We start from the raw sequence: 17,498 nt of genomic DNA on the forward strand, positions 1-17,498 counted from the left end.
GCATTTCAGCTATGCCGCCTCATTTCAAGCTGGCGCTGACCTTGGTCGCAATGTCTTCGGGCAGCCAGGCCTTCCAGACATCCGGGTGTTCCTTGAGGAACACTTGGGTAACATCCCGTGGGGCCAGGTGTTTTTCGCTCATGTCCGCCAACGCCTTGTTCAGCGGACCCATTGGCAGATCAACCTTCTCGAAGAACGCTACCGGTTGCGGATAGTGCCGCTTAAACGGTCTGGAAACCCCGATGCTCAGCGTAGACCGAAGAACGTCGGCTGCGGATTGAGATTTTTCGCATCGGTCAGGGTTTCCCAAGCGGATGCATCAAAGGCCGGCTCCTGAAGTTGAATCAATTTGTAGCGGCCCAACAGCGGCGTCGGCGACCAGTAATAGAACAATACCGGCCGGACTCGTTTCATGGACGAGGAGATTTCGGCATCCCGTGCTGCGCCCGACCCGCTTTGAAAATTCACATAGCTTTTCTCGAGCCCATACGCCTTGAGCTTCTAGCCGTTGACCACGCCAGAAGTCCAACCCATTGGGCTGTTCAAAATTCGCCCTTTGCCCGGTAACTCGGGGTCTTTGAACACATCTTTGTACCGAGGCAAATCCGACACACTACGCAGCTAGGGCGCCATCGGCTTGATACCGCGCTCAGCGTCGCCCGTGATGACGTATTCGGTTCCCATGGTTTCAAAATACTCTGTCAGCAGATCGGCGCAGAGGTTCCTTTTCGACGGAGCCCGGCTTCGAGGGGTTGCCTTATACGGTGCACACTCGTTCATTCGCGAGCAAAACGCAGCGTCTTGTTCTCGTATTATTCACTGGCCTTGAATGTCAGCTCACCCTTGCGCCATTTCGCGGCTTTGCCGGTAACGGCTTTCAGGGTCTTGCTCAACGTACCTTGCAACTGCTCGTTGGCGGCAAAGACCGTAACCACGGCACGGCCTTCCTTGAACACAATACCGTGGCCATCAGGCGTATTAACGTAGGCGTAATCACCCAGACCATAGACGGTCAACTTGATATCTCGAAACTTCAGTTCTAACTTACCGCCTTCACGGCTGGGCAATACTGCCGCACGAAAGTGATCGCCTACTTTGAGTTCCAGACGCTGCTTGTCGTCTACCACCAACGCGGTTTCGGTATCAATTTCAGCGATGTAGATGCCTTCGGCGGTTTGCTCGGTGACATAGACAAAACGGGATTGGAATTGCTTGACTAGCTTGGCACGAAGATCGCCAAGCACGAATAATGCGTGCATATCCAGATTACTTACTGCCAATGACGAGTCCTCTAACTTGAAAATTATCTTGCCCGACAACGTTCGAGCACCACACAAAACGGGTTGGATATAGCTATTTTCCGCCCCTGTTCGTCGCACAAAAAATATTGACTGACCTTGATCCAGTCTCCCTGACGTTTCGAGGAAGATTGTCAACTTGGAGCCTAGGCGTCTGCCAACAACCCGGCACAGAATATTAATGGATAACCGACTCGGCGTCTCGCCACCTGGGCGTCCAGCCTTGCAGGAAATCGCGCTTTCGGTTGCCAGAGAATAGCAGGCAACGTATTCAGGAATAAAAATACGATTCTACCGGTTAGCCCCCCCTACAGGGTATATACCTTTCGTCCGGCGACGACGCGGAGAGCAGAAATCCACTCGTTAACGTCCGACTCCCGATAACCTGTCATTCGTCATCGTGAGAACTAAACCCCGCCTGTCCACCTCAACAACTGCCATACTCGCCAACATCAAAAAAAACAGACGATACGCCTGCGTGCCGTAGCGTATTCACTCGTCATCCATGGGAAGGTAATAGTGATTGAATTTGATATTGGCGAGTTCTTCATCTGGGGCGAAGCCAAAGAAGTCGACGGCGAGTTCCAGGCTGTAATCGTGATGCGCGCCAAAGAAGCAAAAAACGCAATCAGCTACCACCAAGTCGAAAAAGACCGGTGGTTTAAAACAGCAGATGTTGCTGCGACTGCCGCAAAAGACGCTGCCAAAGCCTTGAAAGAAGCGGTCGATGCGGGTGCTTTGAGCCTCTAGCTCACTGCAGTCGGGAGGGCCAGTACTCGCCGGTTACCTTTGCTGGCCATCGGCGCTCAGGATCGAGTGTAAAAAGAATCTGTCACTGCCCGCTTATCCCGTCGAACTCTTGCCGAGCGCGGGCCTCAGATACGTTGCCACCGCTTTATTAACGGCTTCCACCACTGCACGGGTTTTTCCCGTCAAGGAGATCACATGGAATTGACTACGCCTACGCTGGCCACCCTCTTCGAACAACTGGGCCTTGAGTCCGACCCGGCCAGTATCGATGCATTCGTCTCCAGCCACTTTCTGCCAGAAAACATCAAGCTCTCCGAGGCCGAATTCTGGACACCGCAACAGGCGCGATTCCTGAAAGAAGAATTGCGCGAAGACGCCGAATGGTCGCTCGTTGTAGATGAACTCAATGAGCGGCTGCATTTGACCAAGTAGCACCCATACCGCATCCACACCATGATCAGGCCGCTATCGACAATTGAGCGGCCCATGCCGCGCGGCACTCTTCTGCTTCGCTGCGGGAGGAAAAAGCGGTTCCGCGCCGCTCCCCATTGAGCAGCACCACCCAACAAACGCGACGCCCCTGAGCACGCATTGAAGGCGGAACCCCTGTACCTATCATCACGGCGACATCGACTTTGCTGTGCATGAGCATTCTCCCCGGATTTAACAAGCAACCTAACGATATCGCCATCATAGAGACTTGCCCCGCCGGGAAAAAGCTATCGCCCGCATAGCTTCGTTACATAACCGGTAACAAAATCCCAGCACGGACCCTTCGCCCAGCGCCCTCGCTGATACCTCATCGGGGATAACCGGGCTGACTGACGTGGGGGTGATGAACACGCCCGCCAGGCTGTGGTGCATGGACGAAAACAGCGCCACTCAGACTGCCACCACTACCGACTGCGGCGTTCCAGTGAGCGGAGCGATGGATATAGCGCTGACGCAACATGCGCCGTTCACTTTCATCGAGCGTGTCGGGGCCGCCCTTGGCGTAGGCAATCAGCTTTTGCGCAACCACTTGCAACTCGGGTACAAGCCTCAACTCGGGGGTGTCAGGTATCGGCCCCAGAGGCACCCCTTCGGCACAGGCCAGCGCGTGCATCACGCGTAAATAGACCCTGGAAAGATGACCGAATACGCGACGTTCCAGACTCACAGCGGCCAGGATCGTTTTAACGCCGACCTTGTTACTGCCTGCGCCGGGATAGCTTTCACAACACTCGACGCGCAACGAAGCGCCTACATCCAGAGGATCGAGCCATTGACTGGCATCAATCGCCTGCAGATCCAAATCGCTTTCCAGCCAGGCACCGCTGGCGTGGCAGTGCGTATCGAGGCTTACGATGCTTCGGCGCGGCCGGGTCAGAAATAGCTTTTCCCGCACCTGCGGATGATAGCCACCGCCAACGTCCGAGTGCGCCCCAGGCACCACGACCTCCTTCGACCAATCCGGGGCGACGCTGTTCAAGGCGAAGTTACGCCGCAACTCGTCGCCGGCGACCAGGTGCAACACCTGCTGTGCCGACCTGGGAGGCAGATAGAGATTGACCCCACGGTTCGCGGCGTCCCGCACATTACCCCAATCTTCGATACTACCTATGGCCGCGACGGTGTCGAACAAGCCTATCACTTTCAATTTCACGCTTGCGTTATGCCAGGCGAAATCTTCACTCCATGGGATTTGCCTCTGATCGAGTAAGGGGCCAAGGGCGCCTTTTGCCTGCTTCAATACTTCATTGGCAAAGTGCCGGGCGGCTGCGGCACCGCGACTGAAGCCGAAAAGATCGAGTTCCAGCCCATCGATAACGCACCCTGGGTTCTCGGCCTTGAAAGCGTCAAGGACGGTACCAAGCTTTTTAACGCCCTTGGCAACCTTGGCGATGACACCCGTGCTGCCACGCCCGAAACTTTGGCCCGCCCACACTGAATCGCACTTACCGGACGTTGTGCCGATACCGCTTATATAAATCGGCCAGCACGCAGCCCCTCCATTCTTCGTCGCGCTTACCTTGAACTGCTGACAATACAGTTCATACAACCTGGCCACATTACTTAAATCATTGCTGTAACTACTGGCAGGCTGGGTATGGCGCCCCGCGCACTCTCTGATGTGTGAGTTATTTATCACGACCTGCGCACGGCAACGAGCCGCGATGTAGCTATTGACCCGATTGTTGCCTGTCCCGTCGAAAAACAGACCGATACGCAGCGTAACACGGTGCATTTCCGGGGCAGCGCTGCCCGCAGCCTGCTGGGTTGTCTTTATCCCGCTCATGGTATTTTCGCCCTGTATGGCACAACTGGAAGCCAGCCTGCTTAAATCAATAAATACTTCTGATTTAAAACAGCTTGCTCAGCCATACACAGACGTCAAGGCACTCAGGACGATTTCAGAATCGTCCCACACACCACAGAGAAGTTAGAGAGTCTATTAACTAATAAGTCTTACAACGAAGACTAATAGAGCCCATTAAGCGACATAAACGACTGCATTCACTTGAATGAAACCATCAAAGACCCGTCATCAACGGCAGACGTATTTCGAAGGCGATTCCTGGCCTTTGGGAGGTGGAATCGCCGGAGTACTCGGAAAGGTTTTACCCGCGTTTGGGTTGCGGTAGACCTTCGGGTTTGTAGCCCAGGCGCAGGCCACCCCAATGGCGCCCCTTGACCATGATCGGCACTGACAGGTCGTGCATCAGTTCGCCGGTATCGCGGGTGTAAGTTTGCAGCAGTACCGGCTGTTGATGGCTGCCACAACGAATACCCGTGCGGTCATCGAACTTGCGCTTGGTGCGGTTCTGCACCGTGTCGAGCTTGATGTCGCCGGTCAACGGCTGACTGAAGACCTTGTTATGCGTCGGCACGTAGCCTTGCTGCGTACAGGCAATGGCGAAGACCAGGCCCTCATGGCTCGGCAAGATCGGCTCCAGGATCGACGGCAGCACCTGATCGGTGTAACGATCAAATCGCGTCTGGAACTTGCTCGGCGACGTCTTGGGAATCAATTGATAACTGCGATCGAACAGGTCCTCGAGGCTGATGCGGTTCTGCTCGATATCCGCTTCGAATTGCGCAGAAATCTGACGGGCACCTTCGCGGGCAAGGTCATAGATACGCTGGTGATAATCGTCCAGCCCTACCTGGGCCAGGCGCTCACTGATGCTCTCTGCCTGCCCCTCCATCTGCACCGCGGCGCTGGCCAGTTGTCGAGTCTGCTCATCACTGATCGCCAAATCACTGCGCATTTGCTCGACAGCAGTAAACAAACCGCTCAGTTGCTCCTGATTGTTCTGTGCACCCGCAGCAATCCCGTTGACTTGCGCTTCTACCCCGGCCGCCAGGCGAGCGATGTTTTCCAAATGCTTGCCGGTGTGTTCGACCTGCTCCACGCCGCTGTCCAGATCAGTGGACAGCTGTCTGATTTGCTCCACCACTTGTCCGGTGCGCTGCTGAATATCAGCCACCATCTGCCCGACTTCCTCGGTGGCACTGGCGGTGCGACCGGCCAGACCGCGCACCTCGTCAGCGACCACGGCAAAGCCACGCCCGTGCTCGCCGGCACGGGCAGCTTCGATGGCAGCATTGAGCGCCAGCAGGTTGGTCTGACTGGCAATCGACTGAATAACCAGAGTGACACGCTGAATTTCTTCGCTGCGCTGGCTGAGGGCTTCAATCAGTTCACGGCTGCCAATGGCACGTTTGCTCAGTTGGTGCATGCGGGTGATGGATTCCGCCAGTACGGTGCGCCCGGCATCACTGCTCTGTCTGGCCTCGCTGGCCGCCGTGAGCGCTTGCTGGCTGAGCTGGGAGGTCGCCTGCTCGGTAGTGATCATCACATCGGCGCTGCTGACGATCTGCTCAGCGGCATCGAGCTGCGACTGAATCCTGGCCGCCAACTGGCGTACGGAAAAGGCCACGCCTGCCGCAGAGAGCGCGTTATGGCTGGTGGTGCGGGACAAGTCGCGGGTCAATTGGGCGATATCAGTGCCGCTGTTCTGAGCCACGACCGAAGTAGGCTCACGGGTCAGCAAGCGCGGCAGCCAGATCAGTAATACTGCCACTGGCAAGCACACGTAGACCGACAAACCGCTGAAGGCCATCGCCAGCAACAACAGGCACAGCGCCAGACTCTGCAATAACGGTGCGAGCCAGCGTGTTTTTTTGAGGGGGGTCAGTTCAGGGGACTGAGCCTGCGACGCAAGCGTCCCTACGAGAAATCCGTCTCCAGCCATGCTTATCACCCACCTGTACTTATCGTTATTTGTCTGCATTAAACGCCAGACAACAACCATTAGCCATGAGTCGTTAGTGCTAGATCGACAGGTAATATTGAACGGATGAAGACGTGCTCAGACGGATAGAACAACAGGCGCAACTCTACCGGGGCATTTGAATGCCCCTATAAAGCAAACGCCAGAATCGATCAGGCCTGACGTTGGTGCTTGTCGATTTGCTCGTGACGTTCTTGAGCTTCGATGCAGTACTTAGTGGTAGGGCTAATCAGCAGGCGCTTGAGGCCAATCGCCTCGCCGCTGTCTTCGCACCAGCCAAAGCTGTCGTTGCCAATTCGTTCAAGGGCCATTTCCAGCTGCGGAAGCATGCGCTGATCACGATCGATCACGTTGACCAACCAGTGACGCTCTTCTTCGACCGACGCCGCATCAGCAGGATCGGAAGGCGTGTCCAGGCTTTCGATAGCAATACGACTCTGCTCGATTCGCGCGTGGATCTCGACTTTCATGCCTTGCAGCAGCTCGACGAAGAAAGCATGCTGCTCGGCATTCATGTAGTCATCGGCCGGCATCGCCAGCAACTTGTCCTTTGTCATTGATTTCTCTATAAAAAATACGTGCATTAAGGCGAATTAAGGAGCGGTTCAGCGTTGCCGAAAAAGCGCCATCGTCTCCAAGGGCCACCTGACACTCAATTTATGAGGGGCGGCAGTCTAAGGCCGGCGTGTTGACTCAGCAACATAATTGACGCGGATTTGCTCAACTAGTCGCGTAAGGCAACAGAAAAGGGCCCAGAAGGGCCCGTTCGTCGGCGAAAGCACTGTACCTGACACACCACTGCGCCCCGTTCGCCAGTACTGACTCAGCGCTTTATTTTGCGTTTGTTGCGGTATTGGTCGATCACCACGGCGACCACGATGATCATTCCCTTGATGATGTCCTGGATGTAAGCGTCGACGCCGACGAACGTGAATCCGCTGGCCATGACCCCCAGGATCAAGGCACCGATCACGGTCCCGGTGATGCGCCCCACGCCACCGGCCAGGCTGGTGCCGCCGATCACCGCAGCAGCGATTGCGTCCAGCTCGTAAGACATGCCCATACCGGCCTGCCCCGTTGCCGCACGCGCCGAAGCCACCACCCCCGCCAGCCCGGCCAACAAGCCCGCGATGCTGTAGACGATGATCAAGTGCCGTTTGACGTTGATCCCCGACGTTCGCGCCGCCTGCATGTTGCCGCCAATAGCGTAGGTATATTTGCCGTATTTGGTATAGCGCAGGGCGATGTGGAAAATCACCGCGACTACCAGGAAAATGATGACCGGCATCGCCCCCTGACCGATGGAGGTGTACGGATCTGACAGCATGCTCACCGGCTGGCCTGACGTGTAGAAGCGCGCCACACCGCGAGCCGACACCATCATGCCCAGGGTCGCAATGAACGGCGGAATCCCGCTGAGGGCAATGATACTGCCGTTGATCGCCCCAGCCAGCAGCCCCACCCCCAGACCCGCTATCACCGGGATCCACACCGGCAAATCGGTGAGCGATGGAAACACGGCTCGGGCAAAGTCCGAGGTTTGCGCCAGACTGGCGGCGATCATTGCCGACAGCGCCAGAACCGAACCCGAGGACAAATCGATACCAGTGGTAATGATGACCTGAGTCACGCCGATGGCCAGCAAGCCAATGATCGACACTTGCAGGATCATCAACACCAGACGCTGAGAGTTAAAGAGAAAACTCTGATCGCGAACGATCCAGCCAAACACCTCAAAGACCAGGCCGATACCGATCAGCACCAGAAAAATGCTCAATTCGGTGGGCAAGCGCCGCTTCGATTTGACCGCCGCTACGGTGGGTTTATTGTCCAGAATCGCGTTCATTGCGGTTAATCCTCATGTTCTGCTGTGTGCTGACCGGCCCGCTAGTGAACAGAATGGCCAGAGGCGAGGTGCATCACTCGCTCCTGGGTCGCCTCGCTGCGGTCGAGTACGCCCATCATCTCGCCCTCATGCATGACCATGACCCGGTCACTCATACCCAGAACTTCGGGCAACTCCGAGGAAATCATGATCACCGCCATGCCTTCGCTGGCCAGATAGGAAATCAATCGATAGATCTCCACCTTGGCGCCGACATCGATGCCACGGGTCGGCTCATCAAGGATCAGCACCCGTGGATTGGTCATCAGCCAGCGTGCAAGCAGGGCCTTTTGCTGGTTGCCACCCGATAAGGTGTCGATGCACTGCTCCAGCGACGGAGTTTTCACCCGCAGTTTCTTGCACATGTCTTCGCACAAGGTGCGCAGGGCTTTTTGCTGGATAAACCCCCCGCCGGCATAGTGCGGCAACACCGCCATTTCCATGTTTTCCAGCACTGACAGACAGGGGAACAGGCCGCTGAGCTTGCGATCCTCGGTCAACAGGCCGAAGCCTTTTTCGATGGCCAGGTGCGGATCACTGATACGTACGCTGACCCCGTCAAGCTGAATATCACCACCGTCACTGGGGGTAATACCAAAAATGGTTTCTGCGATATTGGTCCGCCCGGACCCCATCAGCCCGGCGATTCCCATAATTTCGCCCGCGTGCAGATCAAACGAAACACCCTGGAATACCCCATCCAGACGCAGATCGCGCACTGACATCAGCAGGTCGCCAATCGGTTTTTCACGTACCGGAAACAACTGGGTCAGTTCACGACCGACCATCATGGAAATCAGGCTGTCACCATCCATGCTGTCAGCACGCTGCAGGCCGATATAGGCGCCATCGCGAAACACCGCCACTTCATCGGCAATGCTGAAGACCTCGTTCATTTTATGGGTGATATAGATGATGCCCTTACCCTGCGCCTTGAGGTCGGCAATGATCGAGAACAGGTGGGCGACTTCCTTGTCGGTAATAGCCGACGTCGGCTCGTCCATTATCAGAATGTCGGAGTCGTAGGACACCGCCTTGGCGATCTCCACCATCTGCCTCTCGGCGATGCTCAGGTTGCCCACCAACTCCTCCGGATCGAGGTTGATGCGCAAACGCTCTAGCAATACGGCGGTACAGCGGAACATCTCCCGGTGATCGATCATGCGCAGGCCATTGAGCTGCTCACGGCCGATCCAGATGTTTTCGGCGATGCTCATGTGCGGCATCAAGTTGAGTTCCTGATGGATCATCGCGATCCCGGCCTGCAACGCGGCCAGCGGTGTGTCGAAACTGACGGGGTTGCCACGCAGGCGCAGCTCGCCGTCGTCGGGCTGGTAGATCCCGGCGACGATCTTCATCAAGGTGGATTTACCGGCTCCGTTCTCGCCCATCAACGCCAACACCGAACCGGGGCGCACACGCAGTTGCACATTGGACAGGGCCAACACGCCGGGGAAGCTTTTGCTGACGTTGATGATTTCCAACAGATAGGGCACATCGGCAGTATCGGTCGCAGCAGCGCCAGCCGATCGATCGGTCCTGGCGGTACTCGAAGCAGTAGCTGAAGCGAACATGTGACAGGCTCCTCAAGCGACATTATTATTTTTGGGAAGAAGAAAAAGAGCTGCTATTTGAACGAATCGACATTTTCCGGGGTGATCAAGCGATAGGGTACCCAGACAGCGTGTTCCACGGGTTCGTGCCTGGCCATTTTCACCGCGGTGTCGATCGAGCCATCGGCCTGGCCCTTGGCATCCTGGAACACCGACATGGTCAGCGTCCCTTTCTTCACCGCGTGCAAGCCATCAGGCGCGCCGTCGATACCTGCGATCAAGACCGAACCCTGTTCAACGCCAGCCTGTTTGAGTGCCATGGAAGCGCCAATCGCCATTTCGTCATTGTTGGCGACAACCGCATCGAACTTTTTGCCCTGAGTAATCCAGTCGTTGGTCAGGTCCATGCCCTTCTGGCGCAGCCACGTGCCGGTCTGCTCTTGGGTAATTTTGATGTCCGGGTAGTTGGCGAGCACTTCTTTAACGCCTTTGGTGCGGTTCTGAGTAGAGTTGTTCGCCAGATCCCCCAGCAGGATCACAATATTGCCTTTGCCCCCCATCTTGTCGGCCAGGTACTGCATCTGCATCTGACCGGCCTCTTGGTCATTGGAGGCAACCGTGACCACGCCCTTGGGCAGGTTCAGATCATCGGGTCTGCGGTTGACATAAACCAGCGGGATACCGGCCTTGACCGCGGCGGCGGTAATTTTTTGGGTGGCGGCGGTGTCCACCGGGTTGACCACAATCGCGTCGACTTTTTGGCTGATGAAGTTCTCGACCTGACTCAACTGCTTGACCACATCGCTGCGGGCGTCTTCGAATTGCAAGTTGACGCCGCCTGGCATGGACCTGGCTTTCTTGTCCATTGACTCGCGCAAGTAGGTTAGCCAGGTATCGTCGAACTGCGACATGCTCACGCCAATTTTCAGATCGGCCAAAGCGGCCCCGCTACTGAGCATCAGCGCCAAGGCAAGAGAGGTGAAGCGAATCCTGGTCTTCATGATCGGTCTGTCTCCAACTGTTGCTTTTGTTTTATGGATAACCTGGAAACGACTCTATTGGAAAATAATTTCTATATCAATTAATTTTAGAATATTTTTCTATTTTTATTTTAACTGCAGAAGTAACCGGACTATCAAACCGATAGATCCACCACCCTCCCCTGTTCAGCACTTAAACGGGCTGCATCCAGCACTACTGCCGACGCCACCGCATCACGCGGATCGACCGGGTTTGCCCCCCTGCCCCCAACTGCGTCCTGTAGCTGGCGATAAAACGCGTCCCAGCAACCGCGCTCGGAGGGGATGCGCTCGCGCTGCTCGCCTTGCTCGAACCACCCCCAGCGTCGATGCTCCTCGACGCCCCAGCTGTCGCCTTCACTTTTGGGTGACAGACCGGCCAGCAAGGCCGCTTCCTGCCCGTCCAGACCTTCGACGCTGTAACAGCCTGCTGATCCACTGACCCGGAAGCGCGGCCCAGGGCAGTTCTGCAAACAGCTGCCCCACAGGTGCGAAACCACACCACTGGCATGGGTTAGAGAAACAAAAAAAGCATGATCGAGCGGTGTGTCCCGGGTGGCGAAATCCAGCTCGGCATAGACCCGTGATACCGGCCCAAACAACAACAGCGCCTGGTCCACCAGATGGCTACCCAGATCACGCAGCATCCCACCACCACTCACCTTGCCCACCGATTTAGGCGAGTAACGTTCGACCCTGGATTCGAATCGGCTGATTTCGCCCAACACGCCGTTGTCGATCAGTTTGCGCACCGTAAGGAAGTCGGAATCCCAACGTCGGTTCTGATAAACGCTAAGCAACACGCCTTTCTCCTCGGCGGCCAGGACCAATTCGCAAGCCTGCGTGGCATCGCTGACAAAGGGTTTGTCGCTGACCACCGCCACGCCCAGTTCAATAGCCTCAAGGATCAGCGCCTTGCGCGATGCCAATGGCGTGGAAATCACCACGGCATCGACCCCTGCGGAGACCAGATCGGCGAGGCTGTCGAACGCCACCACTTTTGGGTGATCCTGCGTCAGTTCCCGACGACGCTCTGGCGAACGGGTAACCACGCCGACAAACGTCGCACCGGGCAAACTGGCGATCAAAGGCGCGTGAAAATAGCGCCCACCCTTGCCATATCCCACTAATCCAATGCGCATCGGGCACTCCTGTTGTCTGGTGTTTCAAATTCAAATTTCTGGGGGTTTGTACCAACGTCTTCGCGGATAAGACTGCGCGTCCCGATTGCTCCTACAGAAGATTGAATTTCCTTCCGTGCGTGCCGATTCATTCGCGAAAGCCTTCTATCAGGCATAAAAAGCAGGGCGCTCCGGCAAGCTCACCGGGACGATAGCACCGCTGCTCTGCGCTTCGATGCACGCATCAGCGGTGACCGCCGCCGCATAGCCATCCCAAGCTGACGGCCCCCCGACCTGGCCTGCCTGTACGCCATCGATAAACGCCTGCAATTCGACGTCATAGGCGGCGATGAAGCGGTCCTTCCAGTCCATCAAGATCGAGGTGGAGAGCTTCGCCCCGCTACGCAGTTGCACTTGCGAAGGCTCCGGCAATCGGGCGATCCCGGTTTCACCCACGACTTCGCACTGGATGTCATAACCGTATTGGCAATTAACGAACACTTCGACATCAATGCGTGTGCCTTTGGCGGTTTCCAGCAGAACGATCTGCGGGTCCTTAAGGTGAGCGAAGGCCTTGCCAGACTTGCGTGGGAACACCACCTGCACTGACACATAGTCATCATTGAGCAACCAGCGCAGCACGTCGATCTCATGGATCAAGGTGTCGGTGATTGCCATGTCCGTCTTGTAATTCTCGCCGACAGTCGGGTTGCGGTGAGCACAGTGCAGCATCAAGGGTTCGCCGATCTGGCCACTGTCGATCACTGCTTTGAGGGCGCGATAGCCTTCATCGTAAGGGCGCATGAAGCCAACCTGAACCAGTCGTTTGCCGTGGGCGATTTCGGCCTCGACGATCCGCCGACAGCCCTCAGCGGTCACCGCCAGTGGCTTCTCGCAGAATACCGGCTTGCCAGCGGCAATCGCTGCCAGCACAAACGCTTCATGGCTCGGCCCCCAGGAGGTGACCAGCACCGCTTCGACTTCCGGCGACTGGATCAGTGTGTGCCCGTCGGCATATACCTCGGCAGTCAGGTTCAGGTCGCGGGCGACCTTGGCGGCCTGTTCCAGATTGATATCGGTCAGGGCCACGACCTGACTGCCCAGCAGGGTCTGGCTGCAGCGCCGGATATGGTCCTGGCCGATTGCCCCGGTGCCGATTACGCCTAATTTCAATGCCATGTCAGTACTCTCTTGGATGTGTTTCAGGTCGCTGGAGGGGTTCTCAGTATTTGCGGGCTTTCGCCAACTCTTTATTCAGCTTTTCGAAGACCTGGGCCGTCGAGCCTTTGGTCGACACTTCGGCCACCCCCACCCGCCACCAGGACAGGTATTTGTGGATCATGGTCTTGGGCAGGACCTTGATATCAATCAGCGTCGACACGGTTTGTTTCTGCGCATCGATCAGTGCCGCTTCCAGCTCAGAAAGGGTATTCACCTTGTAGGTCTTGCAGCCGTAGGCCGCAGCGCTCATGGCGAAATCCACAGGCACGAATTCGCCATCGAGCTTGCCGGTTTCCGGGTTACGGAAACGGAATTCGGTGCCAAAGCTGTCCATCCCGTGTTCCATTTGCAGGTTGTTGATGCAGCCGAAGGTCATATTGTCGAGCAGGATGACGTTGACCTTGCGTCGCTCCTGAATCGACGTGGCCAGCTCGGAGTGCAGCATCATGTAAGAGCCGTCGCCGACCAGTGCATAGACCTCTCGCTGGGGCTCGGCCAGCTTGACCCCCAACGCGGCATTGACCTCGTAGCCCATGCACGAATAGCCGTATTCGACGTGGTAGGTGTTAACCCCGGTGCTGCGCCACGCCCGTTGCAGATCCCCTGGCAAACTGCCCGCCGCAGCAACGATCACCGCGTCGCTGGGCAGGTTCTGATTCAGCACGCCCAGCACCCGACTTTGGGTCAGGCAAGACCCGGTCAGCTCGATAAATTCGCGCAACACCGCAGGGTCGAGATGGTCGTTGATTTCCGGGACGAAATCTTGAGTCTGGTATTCGACCGCGTAGAGACGGTTCACTTCGGCCTCCAACTGCGCCCGCGCCTGTTGTGGCTGGTCACCCCAGGCCGAGCGATAGCCGCTTTGTTCCAGCGCTTCGGTCAGCGCCTCCAGTGCCACTTTGGCGTCGGCCAGCACCTGCACCCCATCCAGTTTCTGCGCATCAAACGCACTGACGTTGAGGTTGAGGAACTGCACCTCGGGATTCTGGAACAACCATTTGGATGCGGTGGTGAAATCGCTGTAACGGGTGCCCACGCCGATGATCACGTCAGCCTCCTTGGCCAACAGGTTGGCGGCCAACGAACCGGTCTCGCCCAAGCCACCGAGGTTCAGCCTATGCGCCGAGACGATGGCGCTTTTGCCGGCCTGGGTTTCGGCGAACGGAATATCAAAGCGTTCGGCAAACGCCTGCAACGCCTCGGCCGCACCGGAGTAACGCACCCCGCCGCCGCACACCAGCAACGGTTTACGTTTGCCTTTGAGCAACGCCAATGCATCGCCGAGCATGGCATCGCTGGCCGGGCGACGGTCGATGCGGTGCACACGCTTTTGCAGGAAGCTGTCAGGGTAGTCATAGGCTTCGGCCTGTACATCCTGAGGCAGCGCGAGGGTGACGGCGCCGGTTTCAGCAGGATCAGTCAGCACGCGCATAGCATTGAGCGCCGCGCTCATCAATTGCTCGGGACGGTTGATCCGGTCCCAATATTTGCTCACTGCCTTGAACGCATCATTGGTGCTGATGCTCAGATCGTGAAACTGCTCAATCTGTTGCAGCACCGGGTCTGGCTGACGGCTGGCGTAGACATCGCCCGGCAACAGCAGCAGCGGGATGCGATTGGCGGTAGCCGTGGCGGCCGCAGTCAGCATGTTCGCTGCCCCCGGCCCCACCGATGACGAACACGCGTAGATCTTGCGCCGCAGGTTCTGTTTGGCGAAACCAATGGCTGCGTGGCACATGCCCTGTTCATTGCGGCCCTGATGGACGATCAACTGGCCGCTATCCTGCTCTAACGCCTGGCCGATGCCCAGCACATTGCCGTGCCCAAAGATGGTGAAAATCCCGGCGACGAATTTACTCTGAACCCCGTCGACTTCGACGTACTGGTTATCAAGAAACTTCACCAGCGCCTGGGCCATGGTTAAACGTGTGGTCTTCATGCTTGATTCCCTCGCGATCTACTGTGGGAGCAGGCTTGCCTGCGATGAGGTCAGCACAATCACCGCTGCAAGTAAGCCATGCTCGCCGAGACCGCCTGCTGGATGTCGGTCAGTTCATGCACGCTGTTGGCGAACGGTTCGAAGGACAAATGCCCGGCATAACCGTCTCCGAGCAAACGCTCGATCTGGGCGGCGTTGCCGAGAATGTCCGCCTCGCCGACCAGCACCCGATGCCCGTCACGAATGCTCGCCAGCGGCACTGCGTCATCTTCGACCCCTGAGATGTGCACCAGTCCGGTCAAGTCGGCAAAAAATTCTTGTTCACCCGCCAGATGGTGGTGAAAGGTGTCGTGTACCAGACGAAACACATCCAGCCCGCCGACCGCCTTGATCGCATCCACCGCTTGACGCTTGCGGCGCAACGAACACTCTTCAAAACCCAGCGGTTCGACGAACCCAAGAATGCCGTACTCGCGCAGGATCGGCGCCAGTGCGCTCAACGCCGTGCGCAAACCCGCAGCGCGCTCAGCAGCGTTGCGCTGATCGGCGCGGTCGTTCGACGGGCAGAGCACCACTGCTTCGGCCCCACACTCACGGGCATAGGCCGCCAGCTTCAGTGCCTGGGCACGGCGTTGGTCATTCCACACATCGAAGGGGTAAAGGGCATTGATCGACAACACGCGAATACCCTGTGCGGCGCACAGATCGCGGACGGTCTGTGGAGCAGTTCCGTCCTCGATCTCGATGCCTTTAAGGTCATTGCGAATTTCAATGGCATCGGCTTTCAAGGTCACTGCCAGCGCAACGAAATCCGCCAGTGACAAGCGTGGGGCAACCATACGGTTCAAGGCAAAACGCAGGGGATGGTTCATTGTTCTTGTTCTCCAAAATGTCCACGCGCACACGATTTATTTAGCGGTCGGCATACTGAATTCGGGGCCGTTGGCGATGCTGTCGGGCCAGCGCTGCATTACGCTTTTGTAGCGGCTATAGAAACGCATGCCTTCTTCGCCATAGGCGTGGTGATCGCCGAACAGCGAGCGCTTCCAGCCGCCAAACGAATGCCAGGCCATGGGCACGGGGATAGGCACATTGATACCGACCATGCCAACCTTGATCGTGCGGGCGAATGCGCGAGCAATGCCGCCGTCACGGGTGAAGCACGACACGCCGTTGCCAAATTCATGGGCATTGATCAGCGCCACCGCGCTGGCGAAATCTGCTACGCGGACGATGCCGAGCACCGGACCGAAAATTTCTTCTTTATAGATGCTCATTTCAGGCGTGACGTTATCGAACAGTGTGGCGCCGACAAAAAAGCCCTGTTCGGCGCCCGGCACCGTGAAGTGGCGTCCATCGACGAGCAGTTGCGCGCCCTGCGCCACACCCTGATCAATGAAGCCCTCGACCTTGGCCTTGTGCACGTCGGTCACCAGCGGGCCCATGTCGATGTCGCTCTGCATGCCGTTGCCGACCTTGAGCTGATCAATACGTGGCAGCAGCTTTTCAATCAGACGATCACCCACATCACCCACCGCCACCGCAATGGAAATCGCCATGCAGCGCTCGCCCGCCGAACCGTAAGCCGCGCCGATCAGTGCGTCGGCCGCTTGGTCCAGGTCGGCGTCAGGCATAACGATCATGTGGTTCTTGGCCCCGCCCAAGGCTTGTACACGCTTGCCCCGGGAAGTCCCTTGTTGGTAGATGTACTCGGCAATCGGCGTCGAGCCGACGAAAGAAATCGCCTCGATGTCCGGGTGTTGCAGCAAGCCGTCAACCGCCACCTTGTCGCCCTGCACCACGTTGAACACACCATCAGGCAGACCCGCTTCGGTGAGCAATCGCGCCATCAACAGGCTGGCCGACGGATCGCGTTCGGAAGGTTTTAGAATGAAAGCGTTGCCGGTAACCAGCGCCATGGGAATCATCCACAGCGGCACCATCACCGGAAAGTTGAACGGTGTGACCCCGGCACAAACGCCGAGTGGCTGACGCAGGTTCCAGTTGTCGATGCCGCCACCGATGTTGTCACTGAAGTCGGTTTTCAACAGGCTCGGCGCACCGCAGGCGAACTCGACGATTTCGATCCCGCGCGTCACTTCGCCCTTGGCGTCGGAGAACACCTTGCCATGTTCGCGGCTAATGATTTCCGCCAGCTCGTCGTGGTGCTGATCGAGCAGCTCCTTGAACTTGAACATCACCCGCGCACGGCGCAGGGACGACTGATCGGCCCAGGCCGGGAACGCCGCCAGCGCAGCAGCGACGGCCTCGTCCACGGTTTTCAAGGTTGCCAGCGCGACCCGTGCCTGCACGCTGCCGGTCGCCGGATTGAACACGTTGCTGTAGCGCTCGCTGGCGCCTTCTTGCACCTTGCCATTGATGTAATGGCCGATAACCGGGGACTCGCTCATGCCGCTGCTCCTCGCACTCAATTC

At 57.4% G+C, this 17,498-nt stretch carries 15 protein-coding genes and 1 pseudogene; 2 read left to right on the plus strand and 14 right to left on the minus strand.

Features of this window, described 5'->3' with window-relative positions:
• Nucleotides 1–19 precede the first annotated feature (19 nt).
• A pseudogene (locus tag ACVBEG_RS17590) lies at nt 20–675 on the minus strand (glycine betaine ABC transporter substrate-binding protein); the annotation flags it as partial.
• 137 nt (nt 676–812) lie between these two features.
• A complete protein-coding gene (locus ACVBEG_RS17595; protein WP_322178343.1) occupies nt 813–1,280 on the minus strand; it encodes a hypothetical protein in 468 nt (155 codons plus the stop codon).
• 537 nt (nt 1,281–1,817) lie between these two features.
• On the opposite strand from ACVBEG_RS17595, the gene ACVBEG_RS17600 reads away from it, so the two are divergent.
• Nucleotides 1,818–2,048: a hypothetical protein gene (locus tag ACVBEG_RS17600; protein WP_322178342.1), complete on the plus strand. Its 231-nt coding sequence runs from the start codon at nt 1,818–1,820 to the stop codon at nt 2,046–2,048.
• A 195-nt stretch (nt 2,049–2,243) separates the two neighbouring features.
• Complete coding sequence (locus tag ACVBEG_RS17605; RefSeq protein WP_322178341.1) at nt 2,244–2,480, plus strand: DUF2789 domain-containing protein; 237 nt, start codon at nt 2,244–2,246, stop codon at nt 2,478–2,480.
• A gap of 25 nt (nt 2,481–2,505) precedes the next feature.
• Here the strand turns inward: ACVBEG_RS17605 and ACVBEG_RS17610 are convergent, their stop codons facing one another.
• The 12 genes from ACVBEG_RS17610 to ACVBEG_RS17665 form a co-directional block, all read right to left on the minus strand.
• Nucleotides 2,506–2,694: a hypothetical protein gene (locus ACVBEG_RS17610; RefSeq protein ID WP_322178340.1), complete on the minus strand. Its 189-nt coding sequence runs from the start codon at nt 2,692–2,694 to the stop codon at nt 2,506–2,508.
• Between the two features lie 153 nt (nt 2,695–2,847).
• Nucleotides 2,848–4,326, minus strand: a complete 1,479-nt coding sequence (locus ACVBEG_RS17615; RefSeq protein WP_322178339.1) for a T6SS phospholipase effector Tle1-like catalytic domain-containing protein — start codon at nt 4,324–4,326, stop codon at nt 2,848–2,850.
• A 322-nt stretch (nt 4,327–4,648) separates the two neighbouring features.
• Nucleotides 4,649–6,346 carry a methyl-accepting chemotaxis protein gene (locus ACVBEG_RS17620; protein ID WP_407074571.1) on the minus strand — a complete coding sequence of 566 codons (1,698 nt, stop codon included), beginning with the start codon at nt 6,344–6,346 and terminating at the stop codon, nt 4,649–4,651.
• A 131-nt stretch (nt 6,347–6,477) separates the two neighbouring features.
• Nucleotides 6,478–6,882 (minus strand): TraR/DksA family transcriptional regulator, encoded by a 405-nt coding sequence (locus ACVBEG_RS17625; RefSeq protein ID WP_219061387.1) that lies wholly within the window; start codon nt 6,880–6,882, stop codon nt 6,478–6,480.
• A 266-nt stretch (nt 6,883–7,148) separates the two neighbouring features.
• Nucleotides 7,149–8,171, minus strand: coding sequence for an ABC transporter permease (locus ACVBEG_RS17630; RefSeq protein WP_322178337.1), 1,023 nt, complete (start codon nt 8,169–8,171; stop codon nt 7,149–7,151).
• A 41-nt stretch (nt 8,172–8,212) separates the two neighbouring features.
• Nucleotides 8,213–9,784, minus strand: a complete 1,572-nt coding sequence (locus tag ACVBEG_RS17635; RefSeq protein ID WP_447108152.1) for a sugar ABC transporter ATP-binding protein — start codon at nt 9,782–9,784, stop codon at nt 8,213–8,215.
• A gap of 53 nt (nt 9,785–9,837) precedes the next feature.
• Complete coding sequence (locus ACVBEG_RS17640; protein WP_322178335.1) at nt 9,838–10,764, minus strand: sugar ABC transporter substrate-binding protein; 927 nt, start codon at nt 10,762–10,764, stop codon at nt 9,838–9,840.
• A gap of 134 nt (nt 10,765–10,898) precedes the next feature.
• Complete coding sequence (locus ACVBEG_RS17645; protein ID WP_322178334.1) at nt 10,899–11,924, minus strand: Gfo/Idh/MocA family protein; 1,026 nt, start codon at nt 11,922–11,924, stop codon at nt 10,899–10,901.
• A 147-nt stretch (nt 11,925–12,071) separates the two neighbouring features.
• The gene (locus ACVBEG_RS17650) at nt 12,072–13,082 is read right to left on the minus strand and encodes a Gfo/Idh/MocA family protein (protein WP_322178333.1); all 1,011 of its coding nucleotides are present in this window, start codon (nt 13,080–13,082) and stop codon (nt 12,072–12,074) included.
• A 43-nt stretch (nt 13,083–13,125) separates the two neighbouring features.
• Entirely contained in the window at nt 13,126–15,063 is a 1,938-nt protein-coding gene (gene iolD, locus ACVBEG_RS17655; protein WP_322178332.1) for a 3D-(3,5/4)-trihydroxycyclohexane-1,2-dione acylhydrolase (decyclizing), read from the minus strand.
• 59 nt (nt 15,064–15,122) lie between these two features.
• Entirely contained in the window at nt 15,123–15,935 is an 813-nt protein-coding gene (locus ACVBEG_RS17660; protein WP_322217136.1) for a TIM barrel protein, read from the minus strand.
• Nucleotides 15,936–15,971: 36 nt separating this feature from the next.
• Nucleotides 15,972–17,474: a CoA-acylating methylmalonate-semialdehyde dehydrogenase gene (locus ACVBEG_RS17665; RefSeq protein WP_322178330.1), complete on the minus strand. Its 1,503-nt coding sequence runs from the start codon at nt 17,472–17,474 to the stop codon at nt 15,972–15,974.
• Between the last annotated feature and the right edge of the window lie 24 nt (nt 17,475–17,498).

Source organism: Pseudomonas sp. GG8 (genome assembly GCF_052976945.1).